Source organism: Bombella intestini, assembly GCF_002003665.1.
Classification (GTDB): domain Bacteria; phylum Pseudomonadota; class Alphaproteobacteria; order Acetobacterales; family Acetobacteraceae; genus Bombella; species Bombella intestini.
In genome coordinates this window covers 287,271-303,741 of sequence record NZ_JATM01000002.1, presented here as the reverse complement: position 1 = coordinate 303,741, position 16,471 = coordinate 287,271, and the positions used below count along the sequence as shown (strand labels likewise).

General features: G+C 54.1%; 16 protein-coding genes. 3 read left to right on the top strand and 13 right to left on the bottom strand.

Features of this window, described 5'->3' with window-relative positions; all coding sequences use genetic code 11:
* The first annotated feature begins 22 nt into the window (after nt 1-22).
* From AL01_RS04545 to AL01_RS04530, 3 genes are all read left to right on the top strand, one after another.
* A complete protein-coding gene (locus AL01_RS04545; RefSeq protein ID WP_077396352.1) occupies nt 23-3,211 on the top strand; it encodes an efflux RND transporter permease subunit in 3,189 nt (1,062 codons plus the stop codon).
* The gene (locus tag AL01_RS04540) at nt 3,208-6,489 is read left to right on the top strand and encodes an efflux RND transporter permease subunit (protein WP_077396249.1); all 3,282 of its coding nucleotides are present in this window, start codon (nt 3,208-3,210) and stop codon (nt 6,487-6,489) included. Before AL01_RS04545 ends, AL01_RS04540 begins: the two co-directional genes overlap by 4 nt.
* Nucleotides 6,490-7,344: 855 nt before the next feature.
* Nucleotides 7,345-8,865: an efflux transporter outer membrane subunit gene (locus AL01_RS04530; RefSeq protein ID WP_077396351.1), complete on the top strand. Its 1,521-nt coding sequence runs from the start codon at nt 7,345-7,347 to the stop codon at nt 8,863-8,865.
* A gap of 72 nt (nt 8,866-8,937) precedes the next feature.
* On the opposite strand, the gene AL01_RS09385 is transcribed toward AL01_RS04530, so the two are convergent.
* The 13 genes from AL01_RS09385 to rpsH form a co-directional block, all read right to left on the bottom strand.
* On the bottom strand, nt 8,938-9,105 hold the full coding sequence (locus tag AL01_RS09385; protein ID WP_158075930.1) for a hypothetical protein: 168 nt from the start codon (nt 9,103-9,105) through the stop codon (nt 8,938-8,940).
* A gap of 99 nt (nt 9,106-9,204) precedes the next feature.
* Nucleotides 9,205-9,621, bottom strand: coding sequence for a 50S ribosomal protein L17 (gene rplQ / locus AL01_RS04525; RefSeq protein WP_077396247.1), 417 nt, complete (start codon nt 9,619-9,621; stop codon nt 9,205-9,207).
* A gap of 44 nt (nt 9,622-9,665) precedes the next feature.
* Nucleotides 9,666-10,685, bottom strand: a complete 1,020-nt coding sequence (locus AL01_RS04520) for a DNA-directed RNA polymerase subunit alpha (RefSeq protein WP_043558320.1) — start codon at nt 10,683-10,685, stop codon at nt 9,666-9,668.
* A 143-nt stretch (nt 10,686-10,828) separates the two neighbouring features.
* A complete protein-coding gene (gene rpsK, locus AL01_RS04515) occupies nt 10,829-11,221 on the bottom strand; it encodes a 30S ribosomal protein S11 (protein WP_043557862.1) in 393 nt (130 codons plus the stop codon).
* 50 nt (nt 11,222-11,271) lie between these two features.
* Complete coding sequence (rpsM, locus tag AL01_RS04510; protein ID WP_043558318.1) at nt 11,272-11,649, bottom strand: 30S ribosomal protein S13; 378 nt, start codon at nt 11,647-11,649, stop codon at nt 11,272-11,274.
* A 204-nt stretch (nt 11,650-11,853) separates the two neighbouring features.
* Entirely contained in the window at nt 11,854-12,432 is a 579-nt protein-coding gene (locus AL01_RS04505; protein WP_077396246.1) for an adenylate kinase, read from the bottom strand.
* Nucleotides 12,429-13,805, bottom strand: coding sequence for a preprotein translocase subunit SecY (gene secY / locus AL01_RS04500; protein ID WP_077396245.1), 1,377 nt, complete (start codon nt 13,803-13,805; stop codon nt 12,429-12,431). The genes AL01_RS04505 and secY overlap by 4 nt, the downstream gene beginning before the upstream one ends.
* A 94-nt stretch (nt 13,806-13,899) precedes the next feature.
* Nucleotides 13,900-14,388, bottom strand: a complete 489-nt coding sequence (gene rplO / locus AL01_RS04495; protein WP_077396244.1) for a 50S ribosomal protein L15 — start codon at nt 14,386-14,388, stop codon at nt 13,900-13,902.
* Between the two features lies 1 nt (nt 14,389).
* Nucleotides 14,390-14,581, bottom strand: coding sequence for a 50S ribosomal protein L30 (rpmD, locus tag AL01_RS04490; protein ID WP_077396243.1), 192 nt, complete (start codon nt 14,579-14,581; stop codon nt 14,390-14,392).
* Entirely contained in the window at nt 14,574-15,143 is a 570-nt protein-coding gene (rpsE, locus tag AL01_RS04485) for a 30S ribosomal protein S5 (RefSeq protein ID WP_043557855.1), read from the bottom strand. The genes rpmD and rpsE overlap by 8 nt, the downstream gene beginning before the upstream one ends.
* 12 nt (nt 15,144-15,155) lie before the next feature.
* Complete coding sequence (gene rplR, locus AL01_RS04480; protein ID WP_077396242.1) at nt 15,156-15,518, bottom strand: 50S ribosomal protein L18; 363 nt, start codon at nt 15,516-15,518, stop codon at nt 15,156-15,158.
* Nucleotides 15,518-16,054 (bottom strand): 50S ribosomal protein L6, encoded by a 537-nt coding sequence (gene rplF / locus AL01_RS04475; RefSeq protein WP_077396241.1) that lies wholly within the window; start codon nt 16,052-16,054, stop codon nt 15,518-15,520. The genes rplR and rplF overlap by 1 nt, the downstream gene beginning before the upstream one ends.
* A 9-nt stretch (nt 16,055-16,063) precedes the next feature.
* On the bottom strand, nt 16,064-16,462 hold the full coding sequence (gene rpsH, locus AL01_RS04470) for a 30S ribosomal protein S8 (RefSeq protein ID WP_077396240.1): 399 nt from the start codon (nt 16,460-16,462) through the stop codon (nt 16,064-16,066).
* Nucleotides 16,463-16,471 lie beyond the last annotated feature (9 nt).

Sequence of the window (16,471 nt, the reverse complement as noted above, 5' to 3'; positions counted from 1 at the left end):
CGCCGACTGGAAGTACGAGCCTGTGAATCCTTCACGTCTCTTCATCGAACGCCCCGTTGCCACCAGCCTGCTCATGCTGGCCATTCTGCTGGCTGGTCTGCTGGGCTATCACTTCCTGCCCATCTCGGCCCTACCGGAAGTGGAATATCCTACCATCACGGTCTCCACCTTCTACCCCGGTGCCAGCCCGGACGTGATGAGCACATCTATTACCGCTCCGCTAGAGACCCAGCTAGGCCAGATGGCCGGCTTGGACCAGATGACATCACAATCTTCTGGCGGGGCCTCAGTCATCACGCTGCGTTTCGGCCTGAATATGAAGATAGATATTGCCGAACAGGAAGTGCAGGCCGCCATCAACAATGTTGGCTCGCTATTACCCAGCGACCTCCCCGCTCCACCCATCTATGCCAAGGTTAATCCGGCCGATACACCGGTCATGACATTAGGCATCACCTCCCGCATCATGCCGCTGCCGGAGGTGGAAGATTACGTCAATACACGGCTGGTCCAGAAGATCAGTCAGATCTCCGGTGTGGGGCTGGTGACACTCTCTGGCGGTAACCGCAAGGCCTATCGGGTCCAGATCAATGTTCCCAAGCTCACCTCTTACGGCATCGCCCTAGATACAGTCCGAACCATCATCGGTACCGTAAACGTCAACTCCCCAACCGGGACGTTCGATGGACCACAGCACGCCACGTCTCTGCGGATTGATGGGCAGATTCAGTCCGTCCAGCAACTTATGGATCAAATTATCGCCTATCAGAACAACGGACCGATCCGCCTACGGGATGTCGGACGTGTTGTAGAAGGTGCAGAAAACAGTCAGCTTGCTGCATGGGCTAACAAGACGCCCGCTCTCATCCTCAATATCCAACGTCAGCCCGGGGCTAATGTCATTGCCGTGGCGGATAATGTACGGACCATTCTACCCCGCCTGAAACAGGACCTCCCGCCGGGCATCGACATCATTCCACTGACCGATCGCACTACCACCATCCGGGCTTCCGTTAATGATGTAGGGTTCGAGCTTGTCCTCGCCATGCTCCTTGTGGTGGGTGTTATCTTCGTCTTCCTCTGCAATATACCGGCCACCATCATTCCCGGCCTCTCCGTTCCGCTCTCACTGATCGGCACCCTGTCGGCGATGTACATGATGGGTTTCTCGCTGGATAATCTATCCCTTATGTCCCTCACCATTGCTTCTGGCTTCGTAGTAGATGATGCCATTGTGGTGATTGAAAATATTTCCCGCTTCGTAGAGGCCGGAGAAGACCGCTATAGCGCAGCCCTAAAGGGGGCAAAGGAAATTGGCTTCACCATCATTTCCCTGACTGTGTCGCTCATTGCTGTTCTCATTCCACTACTCTTTATGAGCGATGTCGTGGGCCGTCTCTTTCATGAATTCGCCATGACGCTGGCCATCACCATCACCATATCGGCCCTCGTCTCCATCACGCTCGTTCCCATGATGTGCGCTCGCATGCTGAGCGAGCATAGGCTGGATGAAGAAGGCCCAACCCACCGGGAAGGCCGTCTAGCCCTCTTCGCCCGACGAACGAATCAGATGATGGAATGGGCCATCGGCCGCTATGACCGCGCGCTAAATATCGTCTTCCAGCATCAACCTCTAACATTGCTGACAACGGTGGGCAGCCTCATCATTACATGTCTTTTGGCATGGTCCATCCCCAAAGGCTTTTTTCCGCCACAGGATACGGGGGTCATTCAGGCCATTTCTGTCATGCCAGCAAATATCTCCTTTGAGGGGATGCAGAAAAAACAAGCCGAACTGGGGGCTCTCCTCCTTCAAGACCCGGATATTGTCAGCCTATCCTCCTTCATCGGCATTGATGGCCAGAATATGACGCTCAATTCCGGCCGCTTTCTCATCAATCTTAAGCCGAAAGAAGAACGGGAAGACTCTCTGGCTGGAATACAGGCCCGACTAGAAAAAGCCGCCACATCCCTCCCGGGGGTTCATCTCTACACCCAGCCCGTGCAGGACCTTTCACTGGAATCCTCCGTTTCGGCCATGCAGTATCAGTTCTTGCTAGAAACGCCCGATTATAGTGATTTCTCGCTCTGGGTACCCCGCTTTCTCGATGCGCTGAAGCATGAACCCTCACTAGGTGGTGTCACTTCGGACCTTCAGGCGGACGGGCTGACAGCCATGCTCACGCTGGACCGAACCAACGGTGCCCGCTATTCCATCACACCGCAGACGGTCGATAACCTTCTTTATGACAGTTTCGGCCAGCGTCAGATTTCCACTATCTACACACAGTCCAACCAATACCGTGTGATTCTGGAAGCTGATCCACGCTTCCAAACGCATGAGAGTAGCCTCTCCCAGCTCTACCTACCCGGCATATCCTCCGAGGCGGGCGGCAGCACGACCGGCCCTAGCCGACAACCTACATCAGGCCTTGTTCCTCTGCTTCAGGTCACGACCCTCTCCCGCATGGTCTCTCCGTTGCTCATTACCCATTACGGGCAGTTCCCGGCCACGACCATCTCCTTTAATGTCGCACCGCACCATGCTCTGGGCGAGGCCACCACGGCCATTGAACATATCCGTGAGAAAATCGGCCTGCCTGCTACCTTCCAGACGGCCTTTCAGGGTACAGCGGCGGCCTTTCAAAACTCTCTGACGAATGAGCTGGGGCTGGTTATTGCCGCTGTTGTGGCTGTTTATATCGTGCTGGGTGTTCTGTATGAGAGTTTCATCCATCCTGTGACGATCCTCTCGACCCTACCCTCCGCAGCTATTGGGGCCCTCCTCGGGCTGTATATGTTCGGTATGCCGCTGGACATCATGGGTATCATCGGCATTGTGCTATTGATCGGCATTGTGAAGAAAAACGCTATCATGATGATCGACTTTGCCCTTCAGGCCGAGCGTCAGGATGGCTTGCCCCCTATCCAAGCCATCCGTCAGGCTGCCCTGCTACGGTTCCGCCCTATTCTCATGACAACCCTCGCTGCCCTGTTCGGGGCATTACCTCTCCTGCTGAGCGTAGGAACAGGGGCGGAGCTGCGCCGCCCGCTCGGTGTGGCCATCGTTTTTGGGCTTATGCTGTCGCAGCTTCTGACTCTGTTCACCACGCCCGTCATTTATCTTTTCATGAATACATGCAGCCAGAAGGTGAAACGTCTTTTCCAGAACCGTCCTGACAGAAACGGCCTGCCTGCTGATACGCCGTGACGCTTATACGCCTCTTCGTCACCCGACCGGTCGGGACCATCCTCATGACGCTGGCCATGTTTTTGGCGGGCTGCATCGGCTATGTGAACCTGCCTGTCTCTAACCTTCCGGACGTTGATTTCCCGGTTGTTATGGTCATTGCCAACCAACCGGGTGGCTCCCCTTCCGAAATTGCCAGCACAGTTGCCGAGCCACTGGAACGTCATCTTGGGGCCATTGCCGGGATTAGGGAGATCACCTCCCAATCTACCGTTAACCAGACCAGAATCCTTCTTCAATTTGATCTTTCACGAGACATCGATGGTGCGGCCAGAGATGTTCAGTCTGCCCTCAGGGCGGCTCGACAGGACCTGCCCACTACCCTGCGCAGCGACCCCAGCTATATGAAGGCCAATGCAAACGGGCCGCCCATCATGGTTCTCTCGCTGACTTCATCCACACGCACGCCCCAGCAGCTCTATGATTTTGCCAACAACGTCATCATGCCCGGCCTTAGTCAGGTCGAAGGGGTTGGCAATGTGGACATTCACGGTAGCGCCCTGCCAGCTGTGCGGGTGGAGATCAACCCTCTACGGCTCTTCCGCTATGGCATCGGTTTTGAAGATATCCGAGCGGCCCTCACATCCGCCAATGCTCACACGCCCAAAGGCTTTATCGAAATTCGGGGCAAACGCCTCATCCTCGCCACGAATGACCAAGCCACGAAGGCAAGTGCGTACCGATCCCTCATCATCGCCTACCGCAATGGCCAGCCTGTCCGCCTCTCCGATGTGGCAGAGGTCGTGGACAGTGCAGAAGACCTCCGTCAGGCAGGGTATGTCAACGGAGAGCCAGATATCATCTGCACCGTCTATCCTCAAAGCGGGGCCAATATCATCAGGACCACTGATGGGCTGAAAGCCCGCCTACCCATGCTACAGGCGGCCCTTCCGGGCAATACACATTTAGATATCCAATTAGACCGCTCCATCACCATCCGGGCCTCTCTGGCCGACACACAGCGCACGCTCATCCTGTCCGTCATTTTGGTCGTGTTCGTGGTGCTACTCTTCCTGCGGGACGGTGTGTCTGTCCTCATCCCCGCTATCGTTGTGCCTGCCTCTATCATCACCACCTTCGCCTTGATGGAGCTTCTGGGGTATCAGCTAGACACCATGTCACTCATGGCGTTGACCATCGTCACCGGCTTTGTGGTGGATGATGCTATTGTCGTGCTGGAGAATATTACCCGTCACCGGGAAATGGGCAAAACAGCACAACAAGCCGCCATAGATGGCGCCGGGGAAGTCGTATTCACCGTGATTTCCATCACGCTCTCTCTGGTCGTGGTGTTCGTGCCTATCCTGCTTATGGATGGCGTGTCTGGCCTGTTCTTCCATGAATTTGCCGTGACGATCATTCTGGCGCTCTGCGTTTCCATGATGCTGTCTCTCAGCCTGACCCCTATGCTTAGTGCCCTGCTGCTATCCCTTGAGGGAAACAACCGACCCAATGCAGGCTCTCTCCGCCGTAGTCTGAGCTGGTGCGGGCAAAAACTGGACACAGGCTTCCACAAGCTAACGGTGGGCTATATGCGCTCTCTCCGGGTAGTCATGCGCCACCCGGTGCCTGTGCTGCTCTCCTTACCTCTCAGCCTTATTTTTGCGGGCTGGCTCTTCACCACCCTCCCCAAAGAGCTATTCCCTCAACAGGATGAAAGTATGCTCATGGGGCGGTTAGTGGCCGATCAGGACATTTCCTTCCATGCTCTTCAGGCTCTGACCATCAAGGTAGAAAAAAGATTGGCAAAGGACCCCGACGTTGTCAGCGTTATCGGCGGTCCCGGGAAACGCTCCGCCAACTCTGTGAACCTGTTTGTCACGCTGAAACCCAAAGCTGAACGCACGGACGATATTTCCGTCACAATCAACCGGCTCAACCACATCTTCCACCGCAAGGCGGACTTTTCCATCCGGCTGCGTCTGCCCAGCATGATCGGCGGAGGGGCTCGCTCGACCGATGGTGCCTATCAATACAGCCTGCAAGGGGATTCTGCCGAAGAACTGTACCAATGGACACCACGGGTTGTAGAGGCTCTCTCTCACCTACCCATGCTGACTGATGTCACCTCCGACATGGAACAAGGCGGCCGTGGTATCACACTGGCCATTACTCGGGACACGGAAGCCCGCTACAACATCACCCCCCAGCTTGTTAGCAACGCCCTGTATGATGCCTTCGGCCAGCGAGCGGCCTCCGTCATCTATGAGCCTCTAAACCAATATCGTGTCATCATGGAGGCAGCCCCCGTTTTCTGGTCTGACCCAGACTTTTTAGCGCAGATGCGCGTCAGCATTACGGGGGGCACAGCCAACGGGGCCTATGCCTCCAACAACATCCGCGTACGGGCTAACAAAACGTCCACCTCTCTTTCGCAAAGCCAACTTTCTTACATGAACTCCGTGGCCAATGCGCTCGCCGGGGGGAAGTCAGCCTCCAGTGGGTCCGCAGTGACGACTAGCAGCGAGACCATGGTGCCCCTGCCGCTGCTCGGCCCCTTACGGGATGTCAATGCACCTCTGTCCGTTAACCATCAGGGGCAGTTTGTCGCTACGACCATATCCTTCAACCTTGCACCGGGTGCCACGTTAGGGCCTGCCATTCAGGCTGTGGAGCAGGCCATGGTTCAGCTCCACCTCCCCAACGACATACAAGGCGGCTTTACCGGCAATGCTGCCAGCCTCAAAAAATCCGTTAGCCGGGAACCCCTACTGATCCTTGCAGCACTGGTTGCCGTTTATGTCGTGCTGGGTATCCTCTATGAGAGCCTGATCCACCCGCTGACCATCCTTTCCACGCTACCTTCTGCCGGTGTAGGGGCATTACTGGCTGTTGGTTTTTTCGGGCAACCTTTCTCGCTTCTGACACTAATCGGCGTCATCCTGCTCATCGGCATCGTAAAAAAGAACGCCATCATGCTTATCGACTTTGCCATCCATGCTCGGCATCATGGCAAAGGCGCACAAGAAGCCATTCTGACAGCCAGCCATCTGCGCTTCCGCCCTATTCTTATGACAACCTTTGCGGCGGCTCTGGGTGCCGTTCCTCTGCTAATTGGCAATGATTATGGCAGCGAAATGCGCCAACCACTCGGCCTATCTATTCTAGGGGGACTATGCCTCAGCCAGCTTCTGACCCTCTATACGACCCCAGTTGTTTATCTCTCGCTTGACCGACTAAGCCACAAGGTAAAACAGTCCGTCCTCAAAAAAAATATAGTGAGCAATACCAAATCATAAAGCTGGATTAAGACAGGACAACATAGTACCGTCACTTGAAGTCAACCTTGTGCGAGAGAATGGACATGCTTCCTGAAGAAATAAAAAAGAGTAACAACCTTGGAACAGCAAAGTTTATATTACTTAATATTTTTACGTTAAATATATTCTTCGCCTATAGAATTTCCGTCATGAATGATCTGATTCACTCATTCTCGGGAGAGAGAATTGCTTCCGACAGATTCAAATATATCATGTTCGTATGCGTGGCATTTTATATCTTATTCCTCGGCTCCAACCTTGGCACAGGTGCTGACGATGACAGTGTCGTATCACTTCTATGCTCCATTGCCTTCTCTGGAATGGCTATATACTGGGCCTTCCAAGCAAAGACTAAAATAGAGCTCTATTGCTTGAAGGAGCTTGGTTTTCCCTACAAAATGAACGGGTTCTACACATTCCTGTTCAATGCATTCTATATCAATTATTGCCTGAACGACATTCAGAATGAATCTATTAAACATGAATATCTGAAGAAATCGTAAAAGATTACAGCTCCATGTGGGTGCCGACAGGTTTGTTCATACAAAACAGGTACCCACATATGAGCGTATATTTAGAGCCTTTCCATATAATCCATTTCTGACAAAAAGCCCCTGCTGTAAGCGGCACAGACAGGAAATAGCTTGGCCGCACAAAAACATCACATCCTGCCTTTCTTTCCCCACATGATACCGCTAGCACCTACCCGCCCCTCCTTAGCCCACTGATATGCCTTATTCTAAAAAAGTAATAATGCTCATGAATGTGCCTTCATCTGATATAACGCCCCCTCAGATAACAGATTGCCGTCTCCATCATCATAACCGGATTTTCATGTCGTTTCCTTTTCGTGCCTTGCGTTCTGCTGTTCTGACAACCGGCCTACTCGCCACTCTAGGGGGGTGTATGGTCGGGCCGAATTACCACCGGCCAAAAGCGATCATTTCAGCACACTTCAAGGAAGCACCACCTCCAAAAGGCTGGATAAAAGCCAACCCCACCATGAGCAACATGCCCAAAGGCGATTGGTGGACCGTGTTCAACGATCCAACGTTGAACCAGCTTGAAGGGGAAGTCAGTCGCTCCAATCAAAGCCTGAAGCAGTACGAAGCACAGTACCGCAAAGCACGGGCCATGATTGACTCCGTACGGGCCAGCCTTTTCCCAACCCTAAACGGCAAATTTGGTTTTAACCGTAACTCCAGCGGTGGCAGAACCATCAGCGGCCTAAATGCGGACCCACACACCTTTGTCAACACGACCAACACGTGGACTATGGGGCCCAATGCCAGCTGGACAATTGACGTCTGGGGTATGATCCGTCGGCAAATTGAACAGCAGGTTAGCTCGACACAATCCAGTGCGGCCCTGCTGGCCAACATGCGGCTCTCCTACCAACTGGAACTCGCCACCGATTATATGAACCTGCGTTATCAGGACAGTCTGATCGACCTGTTTACACGCAATGTTGGCCTATATCAGCACAATCTTGAAATTCTCAGCAATCAGCTAGCGGCCGGTGTCGCCGACCCTACGAGCGTGTTGCAGGCCAAATATCAGCTAGAATCAACTCAGGCCAGCTTGTCCAACGCCCATGTGGCACGTGCTCAGTATGAACATGCCATTGCCGTGCTGATCGGCCGTCCTCCGGCCGATCTAACCATCGCACACGCCCCACTACCCTTCACCCTTCCACCCATTCCTCAATTTCTGCCATCAGACCTATTGCAGAGACGCCCGGATGTCGCCCAAGCAGAGCGGGAAATGGAAGGCTATAATGCTGAAATCGGTTATGAGATCGGAGCATTCTATCCACAGATCAGCATTTCTGCCAGTTACGGCTATAGCGGCAACCCCATCCAACATCTGATCCAGCTCGCCACGCGCACATGGTCCCTCGGGGCAGCCGCCAGTGAGACACTCTTTAACGGAGGGGCACGCTCTGCCGCCGTTCGGGAGGCCGAAGCCGACTACGACAATGCCGTTGCCAATTACAGGCAGGTCGTCCTAAAGGCCCTCCAGGATACAGAAGATCAACTCTCCAACCTGCATTATCTCGGCGACCAAATGACCTACCAGAATCAGGCTGTCGAGAGCGCACAGCGGGCCGTAGAGGTCTCCATGAACGAGTATCTGGCCGGAACACAAATTTATACCACCGTCATCACGGCGCAGCAGACAGCCCTGCAATATGAAGAATCCCGCCTACAGATCCAGCAACAGCGGCTCAACAGTGTTATTCGCCTCATCACAGATATCGGCGGCGGCTGGGATACCAACCAACTCCCCAGCAAAGATTCCCTTCAGACGGACAATCCTTTCCTGCCCAGCTTCATTCAGAAAGACAAAAACTGATTTCATAAAAAAAGCACCCTCTTCCTTCTGGAAGAGAGGTGCCTTTTTCCGAGGCAGAATAGCCCGGTGTCTTCAGGAAGCCTGCCGCCCCTGACATGACTTCTTCTTTCGACCCAGAAATGTCCCTACAAAAAAAGCAAATCCAGCCCATCCCCAAGGATGGTCCATTACCAGATCCTCAATTACGTCCTGTACCAAACCCAGAATCGGGCGGCTTACGTCTTTCAGATTAGAACTCATGGCATTACCTGCTTTTCTATCGGGTACTCTTACCCCGTGAAAAAAGGCCGATGCCTAATGGCACCGACCTTTCCTTTATTCTCCTATTGGAGAAAAAGCTCAAGCAGCTTCCTGTTCTTCTTTCTGAACAGCACCACTATCTTTGCCTTTGGCTTCGACATTACGGTCGAGCAGCTCGATCACAGCCATGTCAGCGTTATCACCATAACGCACGCCAGCCTTCAGCACGCGGCTGTAGCCGCCTGCACGGCTCGCATAACGCTGGCTCAGCTCGGAGAAGAGCTTGCTGACGATGGCATCGTCACGCAGCTGTGCAAAAGCCTGACGGCGTGCGTGCAGTGTGCCACGCTTTGCCAGCGTAATCAGCTTCTCAACAACCGGACGCAGCTCTTTAGCTTTCGGCAGAGTCGTGGAGATCTGCTCATGCTTGATGAGCGCAACAGCCATGTTGCGGAACATCGCAGCGCGATGAGTGGAGGTGACGCCAAGTTTACGTCCGCTCAGATTATGACGCATGTTGTTTCCCTAATCCTTCTACCCGAACTTCCCAGCCGGGGTTCTTAGAATGTCTCGTCGAGACGCCGGGCCAGATCCTCAATGCTCTCCGGCGGCCAAGCCGGGACATTCATCCCCAGCGAAAGCCCCATGCCTGTGAGCACTTCCTTGATCTCATTCAGCGACTTACGACCAAAATTCGGAGTCCGCAGCATTTCCTGCTCGCTCTTCTGCACGAGATCGCCAATATACACGATATTGTCGTTCTTCAGGCAGTTTGCACTACGCACGGAAAGCTCAAGCTCATCCACCTTACGCAGAAGGTGACGGCTGAACGGCAGATCATCCTGCGGCTCTTCATTCTGAACCGGACGCGGCTCATCAAAGTTGATGAAGAGCTGAAGCTGATCCTGCATGATGCGAGCAGCCAGTGCCAGTGCGTCTTCCGGAGTCACGACTCCGTTTGTCTCGACACTCAGCAGCAGCTTGTCATAGTCGGTGACCTGCCCCACACGGGTCGGCTCCACCTTATAAGAGACACGCTGCACAGGTGAATAAATCGCATCAATGGGGATCAGACCGATTGGCGCATCATCCGGACGGTTAGCAGAAGCAGGGACATATCCCTTACCCATGTTCACCGTGAATTCCATGCCAAGCTTGACATCATCGTCAAGCGTACAGATCACCAGTTCCGGATTCATGATCTCGATATCATGGCCCGTCTGAATCTGCCCAGCCTTCACTTCTCCCGGCCCTGTAGCCGTGAGAACCATACGCTTCGGCCCTTCACCATGCATACGCAAAGCAAGCTGCTTAACGTTAAGTACGATGTCGGTCACATCCTCACGCACTCCCGCCACAGACGAGAACTCATGCAGGACCCCGTCAATCTGGATGGCCGTAACGGCAGCACCCTGAAGGGAGGAAAGAAGAATACGGCGCAGAGCATTGCCCATTGTAAGACCAAAACCGCGTTCCAGCGGTTCTGCAACAATGGTTGCCATGCGGGAGGGAACCGGGCCGGGCTCGACTTCAAGCTTCTCCGGTTTGATGAGAGACTGCCAATTTTTCTGGAGAACCAAGATCATGGCCTTTCAAACAACGAAGCCCGCCATAGGATGGCGGTGCCAGGCCCGCACATGTCGTGCGGTACGAACTCACCAAGGTTAATCTGGCTGCACCATCCATTCGTGACAGCCAGACCTACCAGATTTTTGCGTCTAGATTAGACGCGGCGACGCTTGCGCGGACGGCAGCCGTTATGCGGCACCGGTGTCATGTCGCGGATAGATGTGATCGTGAACCCGACAGCTTGAAGGGCACGCAGTGCGCTCTCACGCCCTGAACCAGGACCGGAAACTTCGATCTCCAGTGTCTCCATGCCGTGCTCACGAGCCTTACGACCCGCATCCTCAGCAGCCACCTGTGCGGCATACGGAGTGGACTTACGTGAGCCCTTAAAGCCCTGTGCGCCAGAAGAAGACCATGCGATGGCATTGCCCTGGGCATCAGCAATCGTAATCATCGTGTTGTTGAAGGTGGAAAGAACGTGAGCAACACCAGAAATGATGTTTTTACGTTCCTTCTTACGGATACGCGGTGCGGCAGCTTTGGCCATAATATGCTTGTCCTACTAAATCTGCGATAGCGTGAAAGAAGCAGCGCCTATTAGCGTGTTGCTTTCTTCTTACCTGCAATGGCAACAGCCTTACCCTTACGAGTACGGGCGTTGGTATGCGTACGCTGACCACGAACCGGCAGACCACGACGATGACGCAGGCCACGATAGCAGCCAAGGTCCATCAGACGCTTGATGTTCATCGCCGTCTCACGACGGAGATCACCTTCCACACGATAATCGCTGTCGATCAGGTCACGGATCTTCGTCACCTCATCATCAGACAGCTCATTCACGCGCTTGGCATTGTCGATGCCGAGCTTCTCACAGATAGCCTGTGCGCTCGACGGACCAATGCCATAAACATAGCGCAGACCGATGACCACCCGTTTGTTGGTCGGAATGTTTACGCCGGCAATACGTGCCACGCCAATTCTCCCATCCACACGGCTCACGGCCGTGTTTACAAAAATCTTTGTCTGACCGGACCATGGCCGCTCACCGGCGTCGGTCCCCAGAACGATTCCGCCCCCATTGCTAGGGCCGCACGTTCATCTCATGCTGGGCGAATATACTGCCCTGCCAGACAAGTCAAACCATAAAGATCACTTTTCCGTGATCAACTCATTCATTCAGGAAGCGATCTGATCAAGAAAGGCATCAATTGCCTTCCCGACTGCTTCAACATCCTGCATGCCATCAATACGCTTCAAGCGACCATTCTGCTCATAATAGGGTAGAATGGGAGCTGTCTGCTTCCGATACACCTCCAGACGAGCATGGATCACCTCTGGATGATCATCAGCACGCCGGGAACCATCTTCATGCTGACGCTCCGAAAGACGCTTCACCAACGCTTCCTCATCAACATCAAGAAGAATGACCGCATCAATCTTCAATCCCTGCTCCTTCAGCATGGAATCCAAGACCTCAGCCTGGCTTTCAGTCCGGGGGAAGCCATCAAGGATAACACCCTCCCCACAGTCAGGCTGGGCAATGCGGTTCTCGATCATCTGAACAATGATCGGATCGGGGACAAAATGTCCCTTTGCCATCAGCTCTTTGACCTCACGACCAATCGGCGTCTCTGCCTTCACCTCGGCACGCAGCATATCCCCTGTGGAGATCTGCTTCATGCCACGGTTGGCCTCAAGCCGCTTGGCCTGTGTTCCCTTACCCGCACCAGGCGGACCAAGAAGAATAATATTCACCGTAAGTTCCTTCTTTCCTTACCGGCCCGGCCACGTGCGCCTTTACGACCACGCTGCTTGCGGATTAGCCCCTGGTACTGATGCGCCACCAGATGGGACTGTACCTGCGTAACCGTATCAATCGTCACTGAAACGATAATGATCAAGCTGGTTCCGCCAAAATAGAACGGCACGTTATATTTATTGATCAGGAACTGCGGCAGCAGACAGACCAAAACCATATAAGCAGCACCAATGGTCGTCAGCCTTGAAAGAATCCGGTCAAAATAACGGGCCGTATTGGCACCCGGACGAATACCCGGCACGAAACCGCCCTGCTTTCTCAGATTTTCAGCCGTTTCTTCAGGGTTGAAGGTCACAGCTGCATAAAAATAGGAGAAAAAGACGATCATAAGGGCATAAAACGCCATATAGAGCGGCTGCCCTTGAGAGAGCCACTGCCCAATATGCCCCAAGAATCCACTATTATTATGCATGAATCCAGAAAGCGTCGCCGGCACCAGCAACACTGATGACGCAAAGATTGGCGGAATGACGCCCGCAGTATTAACCTTCAACGGCATATGTGTGGAATCACCGCCGTAGATACGGTTACCAACCTGCCGCTTAGGATACTGGATCACAACACGCCGCTGTGCCTGCTCCATAAACACAATGAAGGCAATAACCAGAAGCGCCAGCAGCAGAAAGACCACTACAAAAATCGGGGACAATGCACCAGTACGCCCCAACTCCAGCAGGCTGCCCAAAGCGTGAGGCAGATTAGCTACGATACCCGAGAAAATAATCAGGGAAATCCCGTTACCAATCCCGCGCGAGGTAATCTGCTCACCTAGCCACATCAAAAACAATGTGCCTGTTACCAGCATCACAACGTAAGAGACGAGGAAACTCGGCCCCGGTGAGATGACCGCACTCAGCCCCGCATTGGTATGCAGGCTGCTCAGCCCCATGGCAAAACCATAGGCCTGCACAATGGCAATCAGAACCGTCAGATAACGGGTATACTGGTTCAGCTTTTTCCGCCCACTTTCCCCTTCTTTCTTCAAGGCTTCCATCGAAGGGAGCGCCGTAGAAAGAAGCTGGATAATGATGGAGGCACTGATATAGGGCATGATGTTAAGGGCAAAAATCGTCATGCGCCCCAAAGCACCGCCCGTGAACATGTCAAACATGCCCAGGATACCGCCCTGATGTTCCCCGACAAGCTGTCCCAGCACGGAGGCATCAATACCCGGAACCGGGATGAACGTTCCCAGTCGATAAACAATCAACGCACCTAGCGTAAACCAGATCCGTTTTTTCAGCTCCGTCGCCTTCGCAAAGGCACCCATATTCAGGTTACCGGCCAGCTGTTCTGCGGCAGAAGCCATCTCCCCGTCCTTTCATGAAAACAGCGTCGCCGCACATAGTACGGGACGCTGTTCACTAGTTCACCATCGTCCCAGCAAGCCGGGCAGGACAGGCTCAAGCTTCAGCCTGAGCATCCTTTTTCACAGCAAGAACCTTCACAGAGCCACCGGCTTTTTCCACTGCAGCCACAGCAGCAGCAGAAGCACCAGAGACCTCAAAGTTCACACCCTGAGACAGTTCACCCTTTGCCAGAAGACGCACACCAGCAACCTTACGGCTACCGACCAGACCTGCCTGGTAGAGTGCTTCTTCTGTCACAGGAGCAGAAGCAGAAAGCTTACCAGCTTCCAGAGCCTTGCTCACTGCACCGATATTGACCGCAGCATATTCCTTACGGAAAATGTTGACGAAGCCACGCTTCGGCATACGGCGATAAATCGGCAGCTGACCACCCTCAAAGCCATTGATGGACACACCGGAGCGTGCCTTCTGACCTTTGTGACCCTTCCCGGAGGTCTTACCCTTCCCGGAACCGATACCACGACCGAGACGCTTCTTGCGATAGCGAGCCCCGGCGTTATCACGCAATTCATTCAGGTTCATATCAACCCTCCACCTTCACCAGGTGGGACACCTTGCGGATCATGCCACGGACAGAAGAGGTATCTTCCAGCTCACGGCTGGAGCCGATGCCACGAAGGCCCAGCCCCTTTACCGTTTCCGCCTGACCCGGTTTGGAACCGATCACAGAAGCGATCTGCGTCACCCGGATTGTCTTGCCTTTTGTCTCAGACATTGGCAGCCTCCGTCTCTGACTGCTCACGACGTCCGAACAGCTCGAATGTCTTCTTGCCACGGCGAGCCGCAACCTGACGCGGGCTACTTGCACGCTCAAGGGCGTTAAAAGCAGCTTTAATCATGTTATGCGGGTTCCGGGTTCCAAGGCTCTTAGCGACAACGTCACTGATGCCCAGGCTCTCGAAGACAGCGCGGATCGGACCACCAGCGATGATCCCCGTACCAGCCTCAGCTGCACGCACAACAACTTCACCAGCACCAAAGTGGCCCACTGCATCATGATGCAGAGTACGACCCTCTTTCATCGGCACACGGATCATGTTGCGGCGAGCACGCTCGGTTGCCTTACGAATGGCTTCCGGCACCTCACGGGCCTTACCAGCGCCGTAACCAACGCGGCCCTTCTGATCGCCCACGACGACCAGAGCAGCGAAGGCAAAACGCCGACCACCCTTAACAACTTTGGCGACACGGTTGATGGTTACCAGCTTATCAACCAGCTCATCACCCTGCTCGCGCTCACGACCACCACGGCCGCCTTCTCTTGGCTCACGTGCCATGTGTGATCCTCCTTAGAAAGACAGCCCGCCCTCACGGGCAGCCTCTGCCAGGGCTTTCACCCGGCCATGATAGAGATAGGAGCCACGGTCGAACACGACTTCCTTGACCCCAGCCTTAACAGCGCGCTCAGCCACCAGCTTACCGATAACAGTAGCTGCTGCGATGTCCGCACCCGTCTTACCGGCTTCACGAACAGTCTTCTCAAGCGTAGAGGCGCTGGCCAGCGTAATGCCACGGGCATCGTCGATGACCTGGACATGGATATTCTTGCTGGAACGGAAGACCGACAAACGCGGCCGGCCGCCGCTCTTGCGACGAAGCTGGAAACGCAGCCGCTTGCGGCGGCGTTCCTGCAATCCTTGCAGCGATGCCATTACTTCTTCTTACCTTCTTTCTGACGCAGAACTTCGGTCTCATAACGGACACCTTTACCCTTATAGGGCTCAGGCTTACGGAAGCTGCGGATATCCAGAGCCACCTGACCAACGCGCTGCTTGTCGTTACCTTCAACCAGAATGGCTGTCGGACGGGGGGTCGTGATTTTCACATCAGACGGGATCGGGTAGACCACATCATGAGAGAAACCAAGGTTCATGACCAGATTGGAGCCCTGAACAGCAGCACGGAAACCCGTACCCTGAATCTCAAGCCCTTTCTGGAAGCCCTCAGAAACACCCTTGATCATGTTGGCGAACACCGCACGGGATGTCCCCCACATCGTCCAGCTCTTATTGGTACGACCACCCAGTGGAGACACGGTAACCTTGCCATCGGCAATCTTCACATCAACATGAGAAGACACCGGCACACTCAGTTCACCGCGTTTACCCTTAACGCAGAACATACCGTCTTTAACAGCTGCTTCCACGCCTGCGGGGAGGTCAATAGGATACTTACCTACGCGAGACATATTCCCTCCTTAGAAGACGCGGCAGAGGATCTCGCCACCAACATTGGCAGCCCGAGCCTCAACGTCTGAAAGAACACCACGCGGCGTGGAAAGGATGGAAACACCCAGACCAGCATAAACACGGGGCAGCTCTTTAATTTTGGAGTACACACGGCGACCTGGACGGGATACACGATGAATCTCGCGGATCACAGGCTGGCCATCAGCATACTTCAGCTCGATGCGGAACTGGGAAATGCCCTTACGGACTTCCTCGGTTGTGTAACCGCGGATATATCCTTCGCGCTTCAGTGCTTCAAGAACACTTGCACGCAATTTGGACGCCGGAGCAACGCAGGCAGCATGGCGGGCACGCTGAGCGTTACGGACCCGGGTGAGCATATCACCCAAAGGATCAGACATAGACATTCAGACTAC